The following is a 20,961-nucleotide window of genomic DNA, read 5'->3' on the forward strand; positions in this document are numbered from 1 at the left end:
GCCCCCTGAGGCCGGCACCGGCCGCCGGGGGGAACGGGCGTGGTCTGGTGGGCGTAGCCGAGACCCCGCCCGTGCGCTGCGAACACGCCCGGATTCGGCGGCGCCGCCGCGGAAGTCGGGCATATGGCCGCTACCCTCTCCCACAGAGACCCGGGGGCCCGGCTCCGCGGCGCGGTGGCGAGCACCGCCCCGCGGGCGCGGGCTGATTCGGCCGGAACAGGTACGGGAAGGGGGCACTGGTGCGCTCTGTCGAGGAACAGCTGGCTCTGGTGACGGCGGCCGCGGTCGCCCCGCGCCCGGTTCGGGTGTCGATCTCCGAGGCACAGGGTCTGCTGTGTGCCGAGGAGGTCGTGGCTGAACGACCACTCCCGTCGTTCGATCAGGCGGCCATCGACGGCTACGCGGTGCGCAGCGTCGACGTCCGGGTCGGCGGCTCCGGAGACGGCCGCGGCGAGGGCGAGCAGTCCGGCCCCGCCACGCTGCCGGTGGTCGGGCAGATCACCGCCGGCTCCCGGCAGCCCACGCGACTGCAGCCGGGCCAGGTGGTCCGCGTCGACACCGGAGCGCCCCTGCCGACACTCGCGGACGCGGTCCTGCCCGTGGGCTGGGCCGAGGCGTCGGGACGGCACATCACCCCGACCCGTGGCGTCCGCACCGGCGACTACGTGAGGCGGATCGGCGACGACGTGCAGCCGGGCGATGTGGCGGTGCGCGCCGGGAGCATCATCGGGCCCGCCCAGGTGGGCCTGCTCGCGTCCGTCGGCCGGGCCAAGGTGCTCGTGCACCCCAAGCCGCGGATGTCCGTCATCTCGGTGGGCGACGAGCTCCTCGACGTGGACGCCCGCCCCGGCACCGGGCAGGTCTACGACGTCAACTCCTACGCGCTCACCGCCGCCGGCCGCGACGCCGGCGCCGACGTGCACCGGGTGGGCATCGCCAGCACCGAGCCCGGACGCCTGCGCGAGGTGCTCGAGGGGCAGCTCGTGCGCTCCGAACTCGTGGTGGTCTCCGGCGCCGCGGGCGGTGAGGCCACCACCCGCATCCGGCAGGTGATGGCCGAGCTCGGTGAGATCGAGGTCAACCGCGTGGCGATGCACCCGGGTTCCGTGCAGGGGTTCGGCCGGCTCGGACGCGACGAGGTGCCCACCTTCCTGCTCCCGTCGAACCCGGTCAGCGCGCTGGTGGTGTTCGAGATCATGGTGCGCCCGCTGATCCGCATCGCGCTCGGCAAACGCCAGCCCATGCGCCGCACGGTCCGCGCCCGGACCGTCGCCCCCATCTCCTCGGTCGAGGGTCGTCGCGGCTACCTGCGCGGGCAGCTCATGCGCGACACCGACACCGGCGAGTACCTGGTCCGGGCACTCGGCGGTGCGCAGGGCGCCTCCACGCACCTCCTGGCCTCGCTCGCCGAGGCGAACTGCCTCGTCGTGATCGATCCCGAGGTCGACGCGGTGCGGGCCGGCGACGAGGTCGACGTGATGTTCCTCGCCCAGCGCGGCTGAGCGGCGCGACCGTGTGGAGCGCGTTGGCGGGCGAGACCGCCCACCATCCGGGCTGGCCGATCGAGGCCGGCCCGCTCCGTGTCCGCGGCGGGGTCGTGACCCTGCGTCCGGTGCGCCGCAGGGACGCGCGCGAATGGTCGGCGCTGCGGCTGGGCGAGCGGGCGTACCTGGAACCGTGGGAACCCACGGTCGAGGGCCCTTGGAGTCAGAACAACACCCCACGAGCGTGGCCCGGAATCCACTCGCAGCTGCGCCGCTACGCCCGCGCGGGGGCCACGATCCCCGCGGCCATCGAGCTGAACGGCACGTTCTGCGGCCAGCTCACCGTGGGCGGGATCGTGCGCGGCGCGCTGCACTCGGGCTGGATCGGCTACTGGGTGGGCCGGCCCTTCGTCGGTACGGGCGTGGCCACCGCGGCACTGGCCCTGGGCCTGGATCACGCGCTCGGGCCGGGCGCCCTGCACCGCGTCGACGCCACCGTCCGCCCGGAGAACGCGGCCAGCCGCGTGGTGCTCGAGCGTTGCGGTCTACGGCAGGAGGGGGTGCTACGGCGCTACCTCCACGTGGACGGCGCCTGGCGGGACCATCTGCTGGTGGCGCGCACCCGGGAGGAACACGGCAGGGGAGCCGTGGCCGCGCTCGTGGACGCCGGATTCGCACAGCGCGTCTGAGTATGTCCTGAGCATCGTGACCTGCGGCGCGCCGCCACAAAGCCGGGCTCGGCCGCCGTTACGGTTGGGACCTCACCACGACGTCCCGAGTCGGGGTAGACGCTCGAGGAGGCCTGATCGATGTCGAGCTCACTGCTGATCATCCTGCTGGTGGTGGTCTGGCTGTTCGTTCTCGCGCCGATGCTCATCCGGTCGCGCAATCCCATCCGCCGCACCGGTGACGCGCTGGCCCAGACACGAACGCTGTACTCCGGCGGCTCGGGCCGACTCGTGCCCAGTCGCGGGCCCGCCGCCGCGGACCCGGTGCAGGCCGAACCCGAGGAGTCGCTGTTCGGTCTGCCGACCGGAGCCGGAGCCACCGACGCCGAACTGCTCGACACCGAGACCTGGGAGCACACGCTCGAGCAGACCCTGCGCCGGGAGGCGGCGGGCCGGCGCGGCGAGGCCGTCCGCCGTGCGATGGAGGAACGCCGCAACGCCGCCACGGGTGGCGGCGAGTTGTCCGAGGAGATCACCTCCGAGATCCCGGCGGTCGTCGTGTCCGACGACGACGAGGCGGCAGAGGCCGTCGCCTCCGTCGACGAGCGGACCGCATCAGCCGTGGCTGCTGGGACCGCTGCCGAGGTCCGGTCCGCCGACATCCGCACCACGGACGTCCGGGCCGGGGGCGCCCGCGCGGTCGCGGACCGGCCCGCCGCCGACTCGGTGCGGCCCGAGGTCGTCGACGGTGAGCTGCTCGAGCGCCCCGCCGCCCGTTCGGCCGCGGGGCGCGTGGATCACGCCGAGGACGCGGCGGGCATCGATGCCGAGGCCGTCCACCTGCATCGCGGTCGGCGTCGTCATGCCGAGCCCGAGGTGGAGCTCACCGATGCCGATCTGGACTTCGCCGAGCGGCGTCGTGGGCGCGGGGCCTACGACCCGATGGCGGATCGTCAGGCCGCCGAGCAGCGGGCGCACGCGCGCCAGCGCACAGCCCTGTTGCTCGTCGGGTTGGCGGTGGCCGCCGTGATCGCGGCGCTGCTCACCGTCCCGGCCGTGTGGTGGTTCGCCGGCGGCGCGGTGCTGCTGCTGGCCGCCTACCTGACGTACCTGCGCCGCCAGGTCCGGCTCGAGGAGAGCCTGCGCCGCCGCCGTGTCGAGCGGATGCGCCGCGCGCGGCTGGGCGTGGAGTCGCGTGAGGACGACGAGCTGTCGGTTGTCCCGCCGCGGCTGCGCCGCCCGGGCGCCGTGGTCCTGGAGATCGACGACGAGGACCCCGCGTTCGACGTGCTGGACACCTACGATCGCGACCTCGACAGCGGCCCGGACCATCACGACCGCCGGTCGACGCACCGCGAGCCGCTGCGCCGCGCGGTGGGCTGACCCCGGCCCCTCCCCCCTTTGCGAGCTTCGACGCCGCGGCCCGAATGAGGGCCGCGGCGTCGTCGTCTCGGTCGCGGACGTCAGGTGCGACGCCGCAGCAGGAGCATGCCGTCCTTGATCGTGGCCGCCTGAGTGCCGTCGGGAGAAATGACCTCCCTCGGGCGGATCTCCTGGGTGACGACGTCCCAGAGCGCCGGGTCCAGGGCGAGATCCTCGAGTTCCTCGCCCGGCGTGGGCATCGTGTGGACAGCGTGCCCGTGCCCGTGCCCGTGCCCGTGCCCGCGCCCGTGCCCGCGCCCGTGCCCGTGGCCGACGGCGTCAGCCCGCTCCCGCGAGGCCTCGCGCCCCCACGGCGGGATGTCGTGTTCGCTTTCGAAGACGTGCGTCACCAGCAGGAGGAGCCCACCGGGCCGGAGATACCCGGCGGACCGGCGCAGAATCTCGATGCGCTGCAGCTCCACCTCCGAGTGGAAGAAGCTGGCCGTCACCAGGTCGAAACTCTGCTCTGTTTCCCACGTGGACAGGTCGTGCGCGACCCAGTCGATGTTCGCCGACACCCCGCGTGCGGCCGCGGCCTCGGCGCCGCGGGCGGTGGCGGTGGGAGAGATGTCCACGGCCGTGACCCGCCACCCCTGCTCGGCGAGCCAGACGGCGTCGCCGCCCTCCCCGCATCCCAGCTCGAGGACGTCGCCGGCCTCGAGTGTGCTGACCACGGCGGCGGTGCTGGCGTTGACACCTCCCGGCCAGCGGACCTCGCCCCCGGCATAGCGGCTCTCTCAGTGCTCGGCGGGAGAGGGCGTGGCGTGAACTGGCGTGGCGGGGGCGAGGCCCGACACCGCCCGGACCGCCCGGTCGAACTCTTCGGTGACGAGGGCCATGTTGACCATCCCGCCGGCCATCGCGCCCGCCGCCATCGCCACCGGAACGGTCGCTCCGGGGTTGGCCACATTGCCAACGGCCCAGATACGAGGATGGCTCGTCTTGCCCGTCATATCCGTGGCGAGGAACGATCCGATCGGGTTGGTGGCCCGCTCCAGCTCGAAGTGGGCCACGACGTCGTCGTGGGGGAGGGCTTGCGAGGCCACGAAGATCGCGTCGAGTTCCGCCTCGCTGCCGTCGGCCAGACGCACGCCGCTCAGTTCGTCGTCGCGGGACAGGACCGCAGCGACGGGCGTGTCCACGAGCTCCACCCCACGCGAGCGCAGCCGCGCCACGACGTCCGGGTCGAGCTCGCCCACGGCCGCGGTGAAAAAGATCAGGTCGTCACTCCATTGGCGCACTAGCTGGGCCTGGTGCAGCGACATCTCGGACGTGCCGAGAACCGCCAGCCTGCGGCCGCGGACCTCCCAGCCGTGGCAGTAGGGGCAGTGCAGCACGCTGGTGCCCCAGAATTCCCGGATACCGGGGATGTCCGGCAGGCCGTCGGTCATCCCGGTCGCGAGGATCAGTGCACGCGCGGATGCGGGCGCTGCGTCCGCGAACCGGACGGTGAGGCCGGCCTCGTCGTCGTCGGGGTCGTTGTCGTCCACGCCGGTCACCATGCCCGGACGGATCGTCACGTCGTACGCGGCCACCTCCGAGCGTCCACGGCGGAGGAGTTCGGCCGGGTCGGTGCCGTCGTCGCCGAGCACGCCGTGCATGTGGGCGGCGAAGCGGTTGCGGGGCTCGCCGGCGTCCACCACGAGCACGCGGCGGCGGGCGCGCCCCAACATGAGTGCCGCGGACAGGCCGGCGGCACCTCCGCCGATGATGACCGTGTCCCATGGATCTCCGTGTGCGGCGTTCTGGTGTGTCGGGTCTTCGGGCGGCTGGGCCGCGTCGTCGGTGTCGCGCCGACCGCGGTCCTTGCTCTCTCGGGTTTCGCTCATGAGTGCAGTCTGCGGGCGGGCGTGCGAGACCTGCAAGAAATATTGCTGGTCTGGCAAGGTTCCGCAGGCGGCGGCCGCGGCGGCGGGCATTCGGTGACCGGCGGCCCTGCCGGTTTGGTTGGTGGGCGGGGCGTACTGGTAAGGTGTTCCACGCTGCCCGAGAGGGTCGCATTCCAGCCCGCAAGGGTGGACCCACTGCCCGCGAGGGCGGTGAGGGGCTATAGCGCAGTTGGTAGCGCGTCTCGTTCGCATCGAGAAGGTCAGGGGTTCGATTCCCCTTAGCTCCACAAGGTAATTAGCATGTCAGAGGCCGTTTCCGGGAAACCGGGGACGGCCTTCGTGCGTTCGGCTGGGCACGGTCTGGGCATCCCTACATTAAGTTTGGCCTTTACCCCCCCGCAGATGCCGACTCACGGCAGTGCGGGACGGATGTCGTGTTCCGCGAGACGCTCACGGGCGCGTCCCTGTTCGGCATCCGCCGAGAACACGAGCCATCGCTCCACCAGGTCGGCCTCGTCGATCGCGCTCCGGAATGCCTGGAACGCCCCTTTCCCGTCCAACGCCGTCTCGAGCCGTCTGCGTAGATCACGGTCTCGCTCCTGCGCGGCGAAGGCCATCCTGTCGTTCCAGCGGTCGTCGGCCTCGTACCGGTCCAGCCAGAGAAATCGATCCGGATCGGTCTCCACGTCAACGGGGTCGTCGGCGTCGACGAGCCCATTCCCGACGGGGATCACCGACCCGGTCTCGAGGTCGACGTAGGCGCCGGTCAGGTGCTCGGAATCGCCGAGCATCGTGGCGAGCATGTCGATATCGACGGGGGTCTGCCGCCCGGGCGGCGTGTCGCCCCGCAACCGCGCGAGGAGCTCCTCACCCAACACCTTGTCCCCCGGGAGGCCGCGGGCATTCAGCCTGTTGACGAACGAGAGTACGAGGGCCTCCCTCCTCGCGTCGCCGGACTCCAACAGGAGCGCAGCCCCGACGGCTATCTGTTGCAGCGCGTCGTCGACCTGACGCCCTGCGATCGCCGACAGGAGGGCATCACCACCCCGGGCCGACAGGGCCCGTCGTACCTCCTGGAGATCGCCACTGGAGATAGTCGGGGCCGCGGGCCATCGAGGATCCAGCATGGGCTCAGGCTGGTCGGGGCGGGGGCCCGGCTGGGACTCGCCGTCGTCGTCGCTCCAACGGCGCCCGTATTGGTCGGGTATGTCTCCCCATCCCCAGTAGGGCAGGGGAGTACTGGGCCGGATCCCCAGGGTCTCGACCGGGTCGATCTTGACCGGGTGTACCTCGCAGCGGTGCACCCAGTTGTCCCCGAGATCGAAGACGAACCGGAACTCATCCCCGAGCTCCACGGTCTTGGCGACCTTCGTCCGTTCGATGTCCTCGAGGCGCTGGACCGGGCCGAAGCCGGACGACACGAAGTCCAGACTGCTCTCAAGATTGGCGACGGTTGTCCCGTCTGAGAGCGTGAACTCGGAGAGATGCGCGGGATCCCATCGAGCGAACGCGGTGTTGATGGCGTCAGCGAAATCCATGAACGTGTGCGACGGGCCGACGGCGAAAGCCCGGCCGGGTGGTGGCCACAGATCGTCGCCTCGGCCGCCTAGGAGTTCCACCGTGATCGAAAGCCAGGTACGTGCCATGAGTTCGAGTATGTCGGCTTGCTGGGGAGCTCGCCGTGATCTGCTGTGCCCGCTGCTCGCGTCACTGCGTCGTCGGCCCGCTTGGTTCGCTTGGACCGCTGGGCTCGGATGGCCCGTCGGGGTCGTGATGGCTAACTGTCGCGCCCGGGTGGATGAGAGCGTCCTTGCGGAGCGCGAGTTGCTCGCCGAGCACCGAGACCACCAGGGCCGTGGTCGTACCGACGATCGCTATCCCGGCCAGCATCAGCCCCACGGCGAGAGCGCGCCCGGGGAAGGTGACCGGGTAGTACTCGCCGTAGCCGACGGTCGTCAGCGTGGTGAATCCCCACCAGATCGCGTCGTCGAGATTGACGATGTTGGCCCCGTCCGCCCCGCGCTCGAACAGCCAGACGGCCGAGGCGGCGAAGTAGACGAACAGGAGCATGAACAGGAAGGTGGTGACCAGCAACCTGGCCCGGAGGGTGGTGCCGGACCGCCGGAAGGCCGGGAGCCGCCACAGATAGATGAGGATCACGAACGGCCGCAGGAGCGGCAGGATCAGGCACACCATCTCGAACCGGTAGCGATGGAAGAACGCACGGGGGTCCTTGCGGGCGAGCACCGCCCGGATGAGGAAGTCGATGAGGATCAGCACGTAGCAGGCGATCGCCGCGAGCCGTGTCGCGTTGACCAGGTCCCGGGCGTGGACCGATCCGGAGACCAGCGCCACCGTCGCCGCGAAGAACAGGATCGAGGCCAGGAAGACCGGCCACGTCGTGAAGTGCTCGAAGTGCTGCGCCCGCTGGATCGGCGACGCGGAGTCGTTCATGGCCTCGACGTTAGTCTTCGCCCACGCCCACGCCTTCGACGGGACGAAGGGCGACGACGATGACGACGACATCGAGCGCATCGGTGGCGAACGCGTGGGCGGCGAATCGGGCGAGGCGGGCCTTGCTTTCTCTCCGGGCGCGTAGAGGGGCATAGTGGTCGACGTGTTCAGCGGACTGAGTGCATTTCCCTTGACCCCGTTCACCGGCGCGGGCCCGGACAGCGGGGGTGTGCCCGACCTCGGCGCGTACGCCCGCCTGGTCGCGCGACTGGTGGCGGCGGGGGTCGATTCGATCGGAGCTCTGGGCTCGACGGGTGGGTTCGCCTACCTGCAGCGCGGTGACCGTCGCGCGCTCGCACGGACGGCCGTGCGTGCGGCCGGATCCACGCCGGTGATCGTCGGCGTGGGGGCCCTGACGACCCGGGAGATCCTCGGGCACGTGGCCGATGCGGAAGACGCGGGCGCGGCCGGCATCCTCGTGCCACCGCTGGGCTACCAACCGCTGCGCCCGGCCGAGGTCATGACGCTGTTCAAGACGGTGACCTCGGAGACCGACCTGCCCGTGGTGGTCTACGACAACCCGGCCACCACGGGTTACACCTTCACCCGCGAAGTGCTCACCGAGGTCGCCGCGCTGCCCCGGGTGGTCTCGGTCAAGATCCCGCCCGTGGCGGCGGACCTCGGCCGGGCCCTCGGGCACGTGACCGATCTCCGTGATGCCGTGTCGCGGTATGTGTCCCTGGGGATCAGCGGCGACCGTGCCGGCGCCTGCGGACTACTCGTCGGATGCGACACCTGGTACAGCGTGCTGGCCGGGGTGTTCCCCCGGACCTGCCTGGCGATCACCCGCGCCGCGCAGGACGGCGACGAGGAGCTGGCGACCGGGCTCTCCGCGGAGCTGGACCCCGTCTGGGACCTGTTCGACAGGTTCGGCAGCTACCGCACGGTGTCCGCGATCGCCGCCGAGACCGGCCTCGTACGCCACGAGGGCCTTCACCATCCGGTGCTGCCGCTGAGCGGGGACGAGCGTGAGGCCGTCCGGTCCGCGCTGCAGACCATCGGCCCCCGTGACTGAGCCCGGCGGCCGAGTACCCGGTGAAGCGGGCCAGGGCGCGGGCACGGCCCGCCGGTGGGGATTCCTCATGGCGGCCATCGGGCTGGAGGTGGCGGGTTCGCTCTCGCTCAAGGGCGCCCTGACCTCTCCGGTGCTCTACCTCGTGGTGGTGCTGGGCTACGCGGGAGCGTTCGTGTTCCTGGCACTGACCCTGCGGGCCAGGATGCCGCTCGGCGTGGCGTACGGGATCTGGGGCGCCGCGGGGGTCGTGCTCACCGCGGCGCTGTCCGCGTTGATCTTCGCCGAGCCGCTGACCCCGCTGATGGGCGCGGGCATCGCGGTCATCATCGCCGGGGTCCTGTGCGTCGAACTCGGGGCCCAGCGGGCCCGCGCCACAGAAGGGGTGCCCGTGTGACCGGGTGGGCGTATCTCGTCGTCGCCATCGTCCTCGAACTCGCGGCGACCCTCTCCCTCCGCAAGGCGGTCGACGACCGTCGGTGGTACCTCGCGGTGGCGCCCGGCTACCTGGCCGCGTTCGCCCTGCTGTCCCTGACGCTCGCCGCCGGGATGCCACTGGGCGTGGCGTACGGCATCTGGACGGCCGCCGGCGTGGCGCTGGCCGCGGTGGCGAGTCGGTTCCTGTTCCGCGAACCGCTCAGTCCGCTGATGGGCGCCGGGATCGCGATGATCGGTGCCGGCGTGGTGCTGGTGGAACTGGGATCGGCGGCCTGACCCGGAAAACAGGCTGGCCAAGCCCCCGCGAGACCGACTGGAACAGGTTATAGTTCCCGCATGCTTCTCGCGCCCGGAACCCCTGCACCCGACGTCTTCAGTCCCGGCAAGATCGGCAACGTGATGCTGCGTAACCGCATCGTCAAGGCCGCGACCTTCGAGGGGCGGTGCCCGAACGGTCGCGTGACCGACGAGCTCATCGAGTTCCACGCCGAGTACGCGCGTGGCGGCGTCGGGATGACCACGGTCGCCTACCTCGCGACCTCACCGGAGGGGCGGACCGACCGGCACCAGTACCACTGGGGCATGGACGACCGCGGGATGCTGCGCAAGCTCACCGACGCCGTGCACGCCGAGGGCGCCGCGGTCTCCGCGCAGGTCGGTCACGCCGGCGCCGTGGCCAACTCCGCCTCCAACGGGATGCCCGCGATGGGGCCGTCGCGCATCCCCGCGCCCACCGGGATGTCCCTGACCAAGGCGTGCACCGAGGCCGACATCGACCGGATCATCGCCGACCACGTGCGGGCCGCCCGCGGTGCCCGCGAGGCCGGATTCGACGCCATCGAGGTCCACTTCGGGCACAACTACCTCGTCAGCGAGTTCCTCAGCCCCAAGCTGAACAGACGCAAGGACGCCTACGGCGGCTCGCTCGAGAACCGCGCCCGGTTCGCGCGTCGCATCGGCCGGGCCGTCCGCGACGCCGTGGGCGACACGATCGCCGTGACCATCAAGCTCAACATGGACGACGGCGTACCCGGCGGGTTCTGGATCGACGAGGCCGTACAGGTGGCCAGGTGGATCGAGCAGGACGGCTCCGCCGACGCGCTGGTGATGACCGTGGGCAGCTCGCTGCTCAACCCCATCTACCTGTTCAAGGGGGATGCGCCGCTGGAGGAGTTCGCGGCGACCCAGCCGCCCGTGATCAAGATGGGCATGAAGGTCGTCGGGCCGAGGATGTTCAAGGAGTACCCGTACACCGACGCGTACATGTTCGACGACGCCCGACAGATCCGTGAGGCCGTCGACCTGCCGATGATGCTGCTCGGCGGGATCGTCGATCGGCCCTCCATCGACAAGGCCATGGGTGCCGGCTTCGAGTTCGTGGCCATGGGCCGCGGGCTGCTGCGCGAGCCGGACCTGCCGAACAAGCTCAAGGCGGACGAGCGTCGCCGGTCGCTGTGCGTGCACTGCAACCGCTGCATGGCCACCATCTACAGCGGCAGCCGCTGCGTCCTGCGCGAGTACGTCCCGCCGGTCCCGGCGCGGTAGCCAGGGCCGATACAGGCTGCGGTCGGACCGCGGATCAGCGCCGCCGACCGCGTGCAGCGAGCAGAGATCCGCGCCGCGCGACCTCCCCTCGCGGGGTACGGCGGGCCGCTACGGTGGGACACCAGCGGCCCGACCAGTCGACCCGGGCCCGGACAGGGGAGCACATGTCGAGGCGGCGGATCAAGGACTACCGGGGCACGATCTGTGTGGTGACGGGCGCGGCCAGCGGGATCGGACGCTCGGCCGCGATCCGCCTGGCCGACGAAGGCGCGCGGCTGGTGCTGACCGATGTCAACGCCGACGGGCTCGCCGGGGTCACGCAGGAGTGCCGCGACAAGGGGGTCTCCGTGCTGGCCTCCGAGACTATCGACCTCACCGATCACGAGGCCGTTGCCGCGTTCGGCGACCGGGTCGTCGCCGCGAACGGCGCGCCTGACGCGATCTTCCACGTGGCCGGAAACTCGGCCTGGGGCCGCCCGGACCTGCTCGAACACCGCGTGTGGCGGTCCATGGTCGAGGTCAACCTGATGGGCACGATCCACGTGATCGAGGCGTTCATCCCCGCGATGATGGCAGCCCGCAAACCCGGCGCGGTGGTCATGGTGTCGTCGGCCGCGGGCCTCCTGGGACTGCCGTGGCACGCCGCCTACAGTGCCGCCAAGTTCGGCATCCGCGGCATCGCCGAGGTGCTGCGCTTCGATCTGGCGCCATACGACATCGGTGTGCACCTGGTCTGTCCGGGCGCCGTCGACACGCCGCTGGTGGGCAGCATCGAGATCGCCGGCGTGGACCGGTCGAACCCCGAGGTGGCCAAGACCGCGGCGCAGTTCCAGCGGCACGCCGTCACCCCGGACCAGGCGGCCGAATCGATGATCGAGGGCGTGCGCAAGGGACGCTACATCGTCTACACCTCGCCCGACATCCGGCTGGCCTTCGCGGCCCAGAAGTTCGCGCCGCCGGCGTACAAGCTGGCGATGAGGCTCATCGCCCGGAAGATCAACAAGGCGGCGCAGGGCGTCCTCCCGTGAGGGGGATGGAGACACTCACCGACGCCGCGATCCTCCTGGCCCGCGTCGGGCTCGGGGTGGTCTTCGTGGCGCACGGGTGGCAGAAGTTCTTCACCCTCGGCCTGTCCCGCGTGGGGGAGCAGTTCGCCTCCTTCGGCGTGCCCCAACCGGACGTCACCGCCGCGATCGTGGCCGGCGTCGAGCTGGCCGCCGGGATCGCACTCATCGCCGGGATCCTCACCCCGCTGGCCGGGATCCTGCTCGGCGCGGACATGGCCGGCGCGTTCTACTTCGTGCACGCCACCAACGGCCCGTTCGTCACCCAGAACGGCTGGGAGCTGGTGGTCGCGCTCGGAGTGGGGGCCCTGCTCATCGCCGCCGTCGGGGCGGGCAGATTCAGTGTCGACCGGGCGCTGGGCGGCTGAATCCACAGGCGCACAACAGCGCGGGCGCGGCCGACCCGATCAGGGTCGCCGCGCCCGCGTTCGTGTCGCGCGTGTTCGCGTCGCCGGTGCTCAGGCCGTCATTCGGCCGAGGAGATCGCCTTCATGGGCGTCACCGGCAGGCCATGGGAGTAGGGGGCGTCGATACCTGCGTCGACGAAGGCATTGCGGATGCGGCGCCGGAGTTCGCGCTCGGTCGCCCACTGCATGTTGGCGTGGGTCACCGCCGTCATCCGCAGCGACCACGAGTCCGCACCGAGTTCGTTGACGCCGGCCAGCTCGGGCCCGGAGATGAGGTTGGACTTGATCGGCTCCTCGAGCGCCGCACTCTTGGCGGTCTCGATGGCGATATTGCAGGCGCGGTCGATGTCCGCGCCGTAGGAGACCGGGATCTCGAGGAACGCCACACCGAAGTCCTGGCTGTAGTTGCCAACGCGCAGGATGTCGCCGTTGCGGCAGTACCACAGGGTTCCGTGCAGGTCGCGCAGCGAGGTGATCCGCAGACCCACGTTCTCGACGGTGCCCTCGGCCTCGCCCAGGTCGACCCAGTCGCCCACGCCGTACTGGTCCTCGAAGAGCATGAAGATCCCCGAGAGGAAGTCACGCACCAACGCCTGGGCGCCGAAGCCGAGCGCCACGCCCACGATCCCGGCCGAGGCGATGAACGGCGCCACGTTCACCCCGACTATCGCCAGCGTCTGCAGGACCACCCAGACGAGGACGACGAAGGACACCAGCGACTTGAGCACCGACCCGATCGTGGCCATGCGCTGGGCTCGCCGCTCCGCCCGCTTGCGGTCGGACATCGCCTGCTCGGCGGGCTTGCGGTGTGCCTTCTTGAGGCTCTCGGCGGTCAGTCCACCGCTCTCGTCGGCGCTGACCCCGCGTTGCTCGTCGTCGTGCTCGTCGATGTCGACGGTGGCCCCTGCGTCGGCCTTCCTGCGGCGACGCGGCCACAGGCTCGGGGTGGTGCCGTCCGCCGTGGGCCTGGTGACGCGGTCGATGGCCCGGTGCAGGAGCCAGCGCACCAGCAACGCCAGAAGTATGTACACGACGATCATGACCGGCTTCTCCACCAGCCATTCCTGCGTCGTGTCGGACATCCCGAGATCGGGGAAGGGAATGGGTAGCTCGTTCACTCTCGCGACGCTACTGACCCTCACCGGTCGTGTCAGGTGCGCCAGGGTGTGTGGAGGGTCACCGCCAGGACGGCAACCAGAGTTGCATGTTCCATTCGGCCTGCGTGATGGGCGTGCCGGAGAGGATCGGCAGCATGAAGATGAAGTTCACGATCACCAACGCGAGATACAGGCAGACGATCGCCCGCCCGATGATCCGCCTGCGTGGGGGATCCGAGAATCTGCCGGAGATCTCGCCGAGCACGAGCGAGACCATCATGACGAAGAACGGCACCATCACCGCGGCGTAGAAGAAGTACATCTGTCGGTCGTGCTGGAAGAACCACGGCAGGTATCCGGCGGCGTATCCGACCAGCGGGAATGCGTAGCGCCCGTCGCGGCAGATCACCGCACGCCAGAACGCCCAGGCCAGAACCGGGATCGCCAGCCACCAGATGGCGGGCGTGCCGAGCAGCATGATCGCCCGTACGCAGGAGGCCTCGCCGCATCCGGCCACGTCCTCGCCCTGCTCGACGTAGTAGAGCATCGGCCGCAGGCTCATCGGCCACGTCCACGGCTTGGACTCCCACGGGTGCCGGTTCCCGGCCGAGGTGGTCAGCGACGAGTGGAAGTCCAACACGGAGGACTGGTAGTAGATCCAGGACTGGATGACATCGGGCAGCCAGGTGTCCTCGGTTTTCGCGCCCACCGCGTGGCGGTACACCGTGTTCTCCCCGGCGAACCACGGCAGCCAGGTGAAGAAGTGGAGGATCGCCGGCCAGATCACCAGGGTGAGGAAAGCCGGCGGCGCGTCCCGGAGCAGCGCCCCGGCGAACGGACGACGGGCCCCGTAGCGGCTGCGCAGCGCCCAGTCCCACGCCACGGTCATCAGACCGAAGAAGGCGATGAAGTACAGTCCCGACCACTTGACGCCCAGGGACAGGCCGAGCATGACGCCGGCCGTGAAGCGCCACCACCTGAACCCGAGTCGCGGTCCGAGGTCGGACAGGTGCAGGCGGCCCTCGACGGCGGCACGGTGCATGCGGGCCCGCATCTGGTCGCGATCCACCAGCAGTGCGCCGGCGGCCGCGGTGACGAACAGCACCTGGTAGATGTCCAGCATCCCGATGCGGGAGGTGACGAACGTGACGCCGTCGAGGCAGAGCAGCAGACCGGCGACGAGCCCGAGCTGGGTGGAACGGGTCAGCCGCCGGGTGATGCGCATGACAAGCAGCACCACGAGCACGCCACAGATCGCGGCGGTGAACCGCCAGCCCATCGGCGTGTAACCGAACAGCATCCCGCCGATCGACTCGATCTGCTTGGCCACCGGCGGGTGCACGACCAACCCGTAGGCGGGGTTCTCCTCGATGCCCAGCTGGGCGATGTTGAACGACTGCGGTGCGTAGTGCTTCTCGTCGAAGACCGGGGTGCCGCGGTCGGTGACGGAACCCAGACCCCAGAAGCGCGTCACGAACGCCAGCACGAGGATGACGCCGGTGGCGATGAGGTCGCGGGTGGTCTCGACAGGCCCGGTGTCCGGAGCGGGGAGCGGGCGGCCGGGAGAGCGCACGCCGAGGGTCGAGGTCACACGGCGAGCATAGTGGGGGTCCGTGTCGCGCACGGGGGACGCCCGGCGGCAGCAAGGCGTGGCTCGCGGGATGACGGGGATAAGGTGGACGACATGACGTCCGGACGGGTCGTGTTGGCGGCCACCCCCATCGGGAACCCGGGCGACGCCTCGGGCCGACTCCGCCAGCTGCTCGAGACCGCCGATGTGGTGGCCGCGGAGGACACCCGCCGCCTGCGGTCACTGGCCGCGGCGCTGGAGGTCGCCATCGGCGGCCGGGTGATGAGCTTCTACGAGCACAACGAGGCCGGCCGCGTGCCGCAGCTGCTCGATCGCGTCCGCGCGGGTGACGTTGTGGCGGTCGTGACCGACGCCGGGATGCCCGCGGTCTCGGACCCGGGATATTCGCTGGTGGCGGCCTGTATCGAGGATGGTCTGCCGGTGACGTGTCTGCCGGGGCCGTCGGCCGTGACCACCGCGCTCGTGCTCAGCGGTCTGCCCGTGGATCGCTTCTGCTTCGACGGGTTCCCGCCGCGCCGCGCCGGGCGGCGTCGCACGTGGCTGGCCCGCCTGGCCGCGGAGGAGCGCACCTGCGTGTTCTTCGAGTCGCCGCACCGTCTGGCCGACACCCTCGCCGAGGCCGCCGAGGTGCTCGGGCCGGATCGCCGTGCCGCGGTGTGCCGGGAGCTCACCAAGACCTACGAGGAGGTGCTGCGCGGAACGCTCGCGGAGCTGGCCGAACGCACCGCCGACGGGGTGCTGGGTGAGATCGTCGTGGTGCTCGAGGGCGCAGACGCGGCGGATACCGAGGCCTCGCTCGACGATCTGGTCGAGATCGTGGAGGAGCGCGTCGCGGCCGGTGAGCGCCTCAAGGACGCCTGCGCGGCGGTGGCGGAGGGGTCGTCGCTGACCAAGCGGGACCTGTACCAGGCGGTGCTCGACGCCCGCGCGGAGTCTGATTAGTCACCCACTCGCGTTGTGGGCCCCATCAGCGAGCCGCGTCACCAGGGCGCCGGCCCACCGCCCCACGTGAACGCCGCCTTGTGCACGCATTCGTCCCATTCGGCGTCCGGGTCGGAGTCGATCGTGATCCCGCCGCCCACCCCGAACTCACATCGTCCGTCCGGCGCGATCTCCAGCGTCCGGATGGCCACCGACAGGTCGAGCTCGTCGGGCCCGGCGATCCCGATCGCCCCGCAGTGCAGCCCGCGCGCCCGCGGCTCCCACCCGGCGATGAGCCCACGCGCCCGCAGCTTGGGCGTGCCGGTGACGGAAGCGGGCGGGAACGTGGTCTCGACCAGTTCGTCGTGCGGAACGCCGGTCCGGGCCGCGACGGTCGAGACGAGGTGCCACACGCCGGGCGCCTCGTGGACTGCCAGCAGCTCGGGCACCGTCACCGAGCCGAGTTCGGCGGTCCGGCCCAGGTCGTGGCGGACCAGGTCGACGATCATGATGTTCTCGGCCACGTCCTTGACCGACCCGCGAAGCAGTGCGGGATCGGCCGCGCGCGGCAGGGTGCCCTTGATGGGGCAGGAGCGCACCTCGCGGCCGCTTCGCGTCAGATACGTCTCCGGCGACAGCGAGACCACCGAGCCCCACGGCCCGGTCATGAACGCCGCGCGCCGCGCCCGGGTCTTCCGCCACAGCCGACTGAACAGCACGAGCGGCTCGCCGTGCAGCCGGCCGTCGAGTCGGGTGGACAGGCAGGCCTGATAGATCTCGCCGGCCCGGATGGCCTCGAGGCACTCCCGGACCGCGGCCTGATGCGACCGCCGGTCCGGGGCCTCCCAGGTCAGATGGGCCGCGGCGGTATCGGTGTTGGTGACTGTGTTGGTGACTGTGTCGGTGGCGTCGTCAAATCTTCCGAGCCCCAGGTCGCGCGGGGTGGGGACGTCACCCCGTGCGGTCCAGCGCCCGTCGTGGCCGAGGACGAGCAGGCCGTCGGCGCGGCCGGACACCGCCTCGGGCAGGAGGCGGCGGGCGCCGATCGGAACGTCGGGGAACGAACGGAAGCCCAGCGTGTAGCGGGATTCCGCGGCGGGTGCGGGGGAGTGCGAAGGGTCGACGACGACGAGGCCGTCCCCGTCGGCGCTGGCGCTGCCGTCACCGAAGGCGTGCTCCGATGCCACGGGCAGCAGCTCGACGGACGGGGCGATCACCGCGGCGGCGCCCAGCCAGTCCCCGAGCAGCGCGGCCGGTTGCGGCAGCCCCTCGTGGGTGGCTCGGCGAGCGCAGGCGTCGAGGACGCGGAGCGGGTCCGGCGGCACTTCCGCCCAGGTATGCACGGTATAAACGTGGCAGATCCGCACGACCCGGGTCCAGCCGGGGCCGAGCCGGAGACGGCCAAACTTACCGACTGGCGGCCCCAACGTGCTACCAGTGGACCTGTGACCATCAACGAAGAGAAAGTCCCAAAGTCTCCACCTGCCAAGGGTGGATCACCGACCAGCGGGATCAGCATGGGTGTGTTCATCCCTGCGCTCATCCTGATCGGCGCGGTCCTCGTCTGGGGGCTGGTGTTCACCGACTCCTTCCAGACGGTGGCCACGGCGGCCTTCGACTGGACCGTGGACAGCGTCGGCTGGGTGTACGTCCTCGCGGCGACCTCCTTCGTCGCGTTCGTCCTGTGGCTGGCGTTCAGCAAGTACGGCAACGTGCGCCTGGGCGGGGACGGCGAGAAGCCGACCTTCCGCACCACGAGCTGGATCTCCATGATGTTCGCGGCCGGCATGGGCATCGGCCTGATGTTCTACGGCGTGAGCGAGCCGCTAGCGCACTTCGTCGAGGACCCGCCGGGAACCAACGGCGGCGTGACCACCGCGATGGCCACCACGACCTTCCACTGGACCGGCCACGCCTGGGCCGTCTACGCGGTGGTCGGGCTCTCGCTGGCGCTGACCGCCTACCGCTACGGCGGCCGGCATCTCATCTCCAGCGCCTTCACCCCGCTCATCGGTCAGCGCCGCGCGGACGGCTGGCAGGGCAAGGTCCTGGACGTCCTGGCGATCTTCGCGACCGTGTTCGGTACGGCGGCCTCGCTCGGCCTCGGCGCGCTGCAGATCCAGGCCGGACTGCAGCAGACCGGAAGCATCACCGGCGAGAGCATCGCGGTGGTGATCGGCATCATCGTCGTGTTGGGCCTGTGCTTCGTCGCCTCGGCGGTCAGTGGCGTCGAGCGGGGCATCCAGCTGCTGTCGAACATCAACATGATCCTCGCGATCCTGATGGTGATCTTCGTGCTGGTGTTCTCCGGCGCGGCCGTGTTCATGCTCGACCTGATCCCCACCTCGGTCGGCGCGTACATCGACACCTTCTTCGCCATGTCCGCGCGCACCGGCGCGAGTGACAACGGCACGGCCGGCCCGTGGCTGTCGGGCTGGACGGTCTTCTACTGGGCCTGGTGGATCTCCTGGTCGCCCTTCGTGGGCATGTTCCTGGCCCGCATCTCGCGCGGCCGTACGATCCGTGAGTTCGTCGTAGGCGTGCTGGTCGTGCCCAGCGCGCTGAGCATCGTATGGTTCTCGGTTCTGGGCGGCGCCGCGCTGGACCTGGAGCTCAAGGGGGAGAGCATCTACGGCGACGGTGACGCGACCGTCCAGCTGTTCTCGCTGTTCGAGCACCTGCCGCTCACCGGGCTGCTGTCGTTCCTGGCCATGGCGCTGGTGGCGATCTTCTTCATCACCGGCGCGGACTCGGCGTCCATCATCATGGCGTCGATGTCGGAGTTCGGTGCCGAGGAGCCCAAGCGTGGGGTCGTGGTGCTGTGGGGCGTCCTCACGGCCGGTGTGGCGGTCCTGATGCTGCTGCCGGGCCTGAGCGAGGGCGAGCCCTCTCTGGCGCTGGACAGTCTGCAGAACCTCACGATCATCGCGGCGTCGCCGTTCGTGGTGGTCCTGGCGTTCATGTGCGTGTCCATGCTCAGGGGTCTGCAGTCGGACCCGTTCATCACCGAGAAGATCTACGCGATGCCGAAGAAGCAGCAGGACGAGATCATCGCGGCGCGGGAGGCCGCGGCGCACGGGGGTACCACCTCCTCGAAGGAGGAGGATCCGACCACCTAGTCTGTAGCCATGGCGAAGACAGTCCTCACCGCGGTCGCATGGCCGTACGCGAACGGCCCCCGGCACATCGGACACGTCTCGGGGTTCGGCGTACCGTCGGACGTCTTCTCCAGGTACCAGCGCATGGCCGGCAACGACGTGCTCATGGTCTCTGGCACCGACGAGCACGGCACCCCCCTCCTCGTCCAGGCGGAGAAGGAGGGGGTGCCGGTGCAGGCGTTGGCCGACCGGTACAACCGGGTGATCGTCGACGACCTGGCCGGGCTGGGGCTGAGCTACGACCTGTTCACCCGCACCACCACGCGGAACCACTACGCCGTGGTGCAGGAGTTGTTCAAGGGTCTGCACCGCAACGGCTACATGGTGGCCAAGACCACCACGGGCGCGGTGAGCCCGTCGACGGGCCGTACTCTGCCGGACCGCTACATCGAGGGCACCTGCCCGATCTGTGGCTACGACGGTGCGCGCGGCGACCAGTGCGACAACTGCGGTAACCAGCTCGACCCGATCGACCTGAAGAACCCGGTCTCGAAGATCAACGGCGAGACGCCGAAGTTCATCGAGACCGAGCACTGGTTCCTCGACCTGCCCGCCCTGGCCGACGCGCTGGGGGACTGGCTCAAAGGGCGCAAGGACTGGCGGCCCAACGTCCTGAAGTTCTCGCTCAACCTGCTCGAGGACCTGCGCCCGCGGGCTATGAGCCGCGACATCGACTGGGGCATCCCGATCCCGGTCGAGGGCTGGCAGGACCGCGGTGACAAGAAGCTCTACGTTTGGTTCGACGCCGTGGTGGGCTACCTGTCGGCGTCGATCGAGTGGGCGTGGCGCTCCGGTGAGCCGGAGGCGTGGCGCCGCTGGTGGACGGACCCGGAGGCGGTCTCCCACTACTTCATGGGCAAGGACAACATCACCTTCCACTCGCAGATCTGGCCGGCCGAGCTGCTGGGCTACGACGGCCGTGGGGCCAAGGGTGGCGAGCCCGGTGGACTGGGCGCGCTCAACCTGCCCACCGAGGTGGTCTCATCTGAGTTCCTCACCATGTCGGGCTCCAAGTTCTCCTCGTCGCGCGGCGTGGTGATCTACGTCCGCGACTTCCTGGCCGAGTTCGGTCCCGACGCCCTGCGCTACTTCATCGCCGTGGCCGGGCCGGAGAACCAGGACACCGACTTCACCTGGGACGAGTACGTGCGCCGCACCAACGCCGAACTGGTGGGCGGCTGGGGCAACCTCGTCAACCGCACCGTGTCGATGGCGCACAAGAACTTCGGCGAGATCCCGCGACCGGGCACGCTGACCGACGTGGACGTCGAGCTGCTGCGCGAGGCCCGCTCCGCGTTCGACACCGTCGGCGGCCACCTCGACCAGTCACGCTTCAAGGCCGGCGTGACCGAGGCGATGCGCATCGTCGGCGCCGCCAACCGGTACATCGCCGCCACCGAGCCGTGGAAGCTGGCCAAGGAGCCCGACCAGCGCGAGCGGCTGGGCACCGTCCTGCACACCGCGCTGCAGGTCGTCTCCGACGCCAACACGTTGCTCACCCCGTTCATGCCGTCGGCCGCCCAGCGGATCCACGGCGCGATCGGCGGCGAGGGCATCTGGGCGGCCGCACCGCAGGTCCACGAGGTCACCGACGACATGCCCGTCGAGGTGGTGGGTTCGGGTGTGCCCGAGCCCGGCCACCGGTACCCGGTGATCATGGGCGACTACGCCTCCGAGCAGGCCCGGTGGGCCCGCAGCGAGATCGTGCCCGGCACCCCGCTGGCCAAGCCCTCCCCGTTGTTCGCCAAGGTCGACCCGGAGCTGGCCGAGACCGGCCCCGAGTGGGCCCCGATCCAGCGCGAGGACTGACC

19 protein-coding genes, 1 tRNA gene and 1 pseudogene are annotated in these 20,961 nt (G+C 70.6%); 14 read left to right on the forward strand and 7 right to left on the reverse strand.

Annotation, left to right across the window (positions count from 1 at the left end; all coding sequences use genetic code 11):
- The first annotated feature begins 239 nt into the window (after positions 1–239).
- The 3 genes from glp to sepX all read left to right on the forward strand — a co-directional run bounded on the left by glp (position 240) and on the right by sepX (position 3,535).
- Positions 240–1,502 carry a molybdotransferase-like divisome protein Glp gene (glp, locus tag ACWIE7_RS11700; RefSeq protein ID WP_230930069.1) on the forward strand — a complete coding sequence of 421 codons (1,263 nt, stop codon included), beginning with the start codon at positions 240–242 and terminating at the stop codon, positions 1,500–1,502.
- A 23-nt stretch (positions 1,503–1,525) separates the two neighbouring features.
- Entirely contained in the window at positions 1,526–2,173 is a 648-nt protein-coding gene (locus ACWIE7_RS11705) for a GNAT family N-acetyltransferase (protein ID WP_452098694.1), read from the forward strand.
- Between the two features lie 120 nt (positions 2,174–2,293).
- Positions 2,294–3,535: a divisome protein SepX/GlpR gene (gene sepX / locus ACWIE7_RS11710; RefSeq protein WP_452098695.1), complete on the forward strand. Its 1,242-nt coding sequence runs from the start codon at positions 2,294–2,296 to the stop codon at positions 3,533–3,535.
- A gap of 80 nt (positions 3,536–3,615) precedes the next feature.
- On the opposite strand, the pseudogene ACWIE7_RS11715 reads toward sepX, so the two are convergent.
- A pseudogene (locus ACWIE7_RS11715) lies at positions 3,616–4,254 on the reverse strand (class I SAM-dependent methyltransferase); the annotation flags it as partial.
- A gap of 57 nt (positions 4,255–4,311) precedes the next feature.
- Positions 4,312–5,403, reverse strand: coding sequence for an NAD(P)/FAD-dependent oxidoreductase (locus ACWIE7_RS11720; RefSeq protein WP_454069295.1), 1,092 nt, complete (start codon positions 5,401–5,403; stop codon positions 4,312–4,314).
- Positions 5,404–5,617: 214 nt separating this feature from the next.
- On the opposite strand from ACWIE7_RS11720, the gene ACWIE7_RS11725 reads away from it, so the two are divergent.
- Positions 5,618–5,690, forward strand: a tRNA-Ala gene (locus tag ACWIE7_RS11725).
- A 123-nt stretch (positions 5,691–5,813) separates the two neighbouring features.
- Here ACWIE7_RS11725 and ACWIE7_RS11730 read toward each other — a convergent pair.
- The gene (locus ACWIE7_RS11730; RefSeq protein ID WP_454058046.1) at positions 5,814–7,049 is read right to left on the reverse strand and encodes an IS1096 element passenger TnpR family protein; all 1,236 of its coding nucleotides are present in this window, start codon (positions 7,047–7,049) and stop codon (positions 5,814–5,816) included.
- Positions 7,050–7,110: 61 nt separating this feature from the next.
- Complete coding sequence (locus ACWIE7_RS11735) at positions 7,111–7,857, reverse strand: potassium channel family protein (protein ID WP_454058047.1); 747 nt, start codon at positions 7,855–7,857, stop codon at positions 7,111–7,113.
- Between ACWIE7_RS11735 and ACWIE7_RS11740 the strand changes: the two genes are divergently transcribed.
- The 7 genes from ACWIE7_RS11740 (at position 7,856) to ACWIE7_RS11770 (ending at position 12,344) form a co-directional block, all read left to right on the forward strand.
- On the forward strand, positions 7,856–8,002 hold the full coding sequence (locus ACWIE7_RS11740; protein ID WP_454069296.1) for a hypothetical protein: 147 nt from the start codon (positions 7,856–7,858) through the stop codon (positions 8,000–8,002). The genes ACWIE7_RS11735 and ACWIE7_RS11740 overlap by 2 nt on opposite strands.
- Before the next feature lie 18 nt (positions 8,003–8,020).
- A complete protein-coding gene (locus ACWIE7_RS11745; RefSeq protein WP_452098700.1) occupies positions 8,021–8,932 on the forward strand; it encodes a dihydrodipicolinate synthase family protein in 912 nt (303 codons plus the stop codon).
- Positions 8,925–9,326 carry a DMT family transporter gene (locus ACWIE7_RS11750; RefSeq protein WP_452098701.1) on the forward strand — a complete coding sequence of 134 codons (402 nt, stop codon included), beginning with the start codon at positions 8,925–8,927 and terminating at the stop codon, positions 9,324–9,326. The genes ACWIE7_RS11745 and ACWIE7_RS11750 overlap by 8 nt, the downstream gene beginning before the upstream one ends.
- Complete coding sequence (locus ACWIE7_RS11755) at positions 9,323–9,643, forward strand: DMT family transporter (RefSeq protein ID WP_454069297.1); 321 nt, start codon at positions 9,323–9,325, stop codon at positions 9,641–9,643. Before ACWIE7_RS11750 ends, ACWIE7_RS11755 begins: the two co-directional genes overlap by 4 nt.
- Positions 9,644–9,703: 60 nt before the next feature.
- A complete protein-coding gene (locus ACWIE7_RS11760) occupies positions 9,704–10,912 on the forward strand; it encodes an NADH:flavin oxidoreductase (RefSeq protein ID WP_454069298.1) in 1,209 nt (402 codons plus the stop codon).
- 164 nt (positions 10,913–11,076) lie between these two features.
- A complete protein-coding gene (locus tag ACWIE7_RS11765) occupies positions 11,077–11,940 on the forward strand; it encodes an SDR family oxidoreductase (protein ID WP_454069299.1) in 864 nt (287 codons plus the stop codon).
- 5 nt (positions 11,941–11,945) lie between these two features.
- On the forward strand, positions 11,946–12,344 hold the full coding sequence (locus ACWIE7_RS11770; protein ID WP_230930058.1) for a DoxX family protein: 399 nt from the start codon (positions 11,946–11,948) through the stop codon (positions 12,342–12,344).
- A gap of 98 nt (positions 12,345–12,442) precedes the next feature.
- On the opposite strand, the gene ACWIE7_RS11775 is transcribed toward ACWIE7_RS11770, so the two are convergent.
- Both ACWIE7_RS11775 and ACWIE7_RS11780 read right to left on the reverse strand, forming a co-directional pair.
- On the reverse strand, positions 12,443–13,465 hold the full coding sequence (locus ACWIE7_RS11775; protein WP_380059537.1) for a mechanosensitive ion channel family protein: 1,023 nt from the start codon (positions 13,463–13,465) through the stop codon (positions 12,443–12,445).
- Positions 13,466–13,559: 94 nt separating this feature from the next.
- Positions 13,560–15,071, reverse strand: coding sequence for a dolichyl-phosphate-mannose--protein mannosyltransferase (locus ACWIE7_RS11780; protein WP_454069300.1), 1,512 nt, complete (start codon positions 15,069–15,071; stop codon positions 13,560–13,562).
- A gap of 93 nt (positions 15,072–15,164) precedes the next feature.
- On the opposite strand from ACWIE7_RS11780, the gene rsmI reads away from it, so the two are divergent.
- The gene (gene rsmI, locus ACWIE7_RS11785) at positions 15,165–16,013 is read left to right on the forward strand and encodes a 16S rRNA (cytidine(1402)-2'-O)-methyltransferase (RefSeq protein ID WP_452098706.1); all 849 of its coding nucleotides are present in this window, start codon (positions 15,165–15,167) and stop codon (positions 16,011–16,013) included.
- A 38-nt stretch (positions 16,014–16,051) separates the two neighbouring features.
- On the opposite strand, the gene ACWIE7_RS11790 is transcribed toward rsmI, so the two are convergent.
- Entirely contained in the window at positions 16,052–17,335 is a 1,284-nt protein-coding gene (locus ACWIE7_RS11790; protein ID WP_344988118.1) for an aminodeoxychorismate synthase component I, read from the reverse strand.
- Between the two features lie 174 nt (positions 17,336–17,509).
- Between ACWIE7_RS11790 and ACWIE7_RS11795 the strand changes: the two genes are divergently transcribed.
- The gene (locus tag ACWIE7_RS11795) at positions 17,510–19,111 is read left to right on the forward strand and encodes a BCCT family transporter (protein WP_454069301.1); all 1,602 of its coding nucleotides are present in this window, start codon (positions 17,510–17,512) and stop codon (positions 19,109–19,111) included.
- Between the two features lie 9 nt (positions 19,112–19,120).
- Positions 19,121–20,959, forward strand: a complete 1,839-nt coding sequence (gene metG / locus ACWIE7_RS11800; protein ID WP_454069302.1) for a methionine--tRNA ligase — start codon at positions 19,121–19,123, stop codon at positions 20,957–20,959.
- The last annotated feature ends 2 nt before the right edge of the window (positions 20,960–20,961 follow it).

Source organism: Dietzia sp. NPDC055343, from assembly GCF_053645265.1.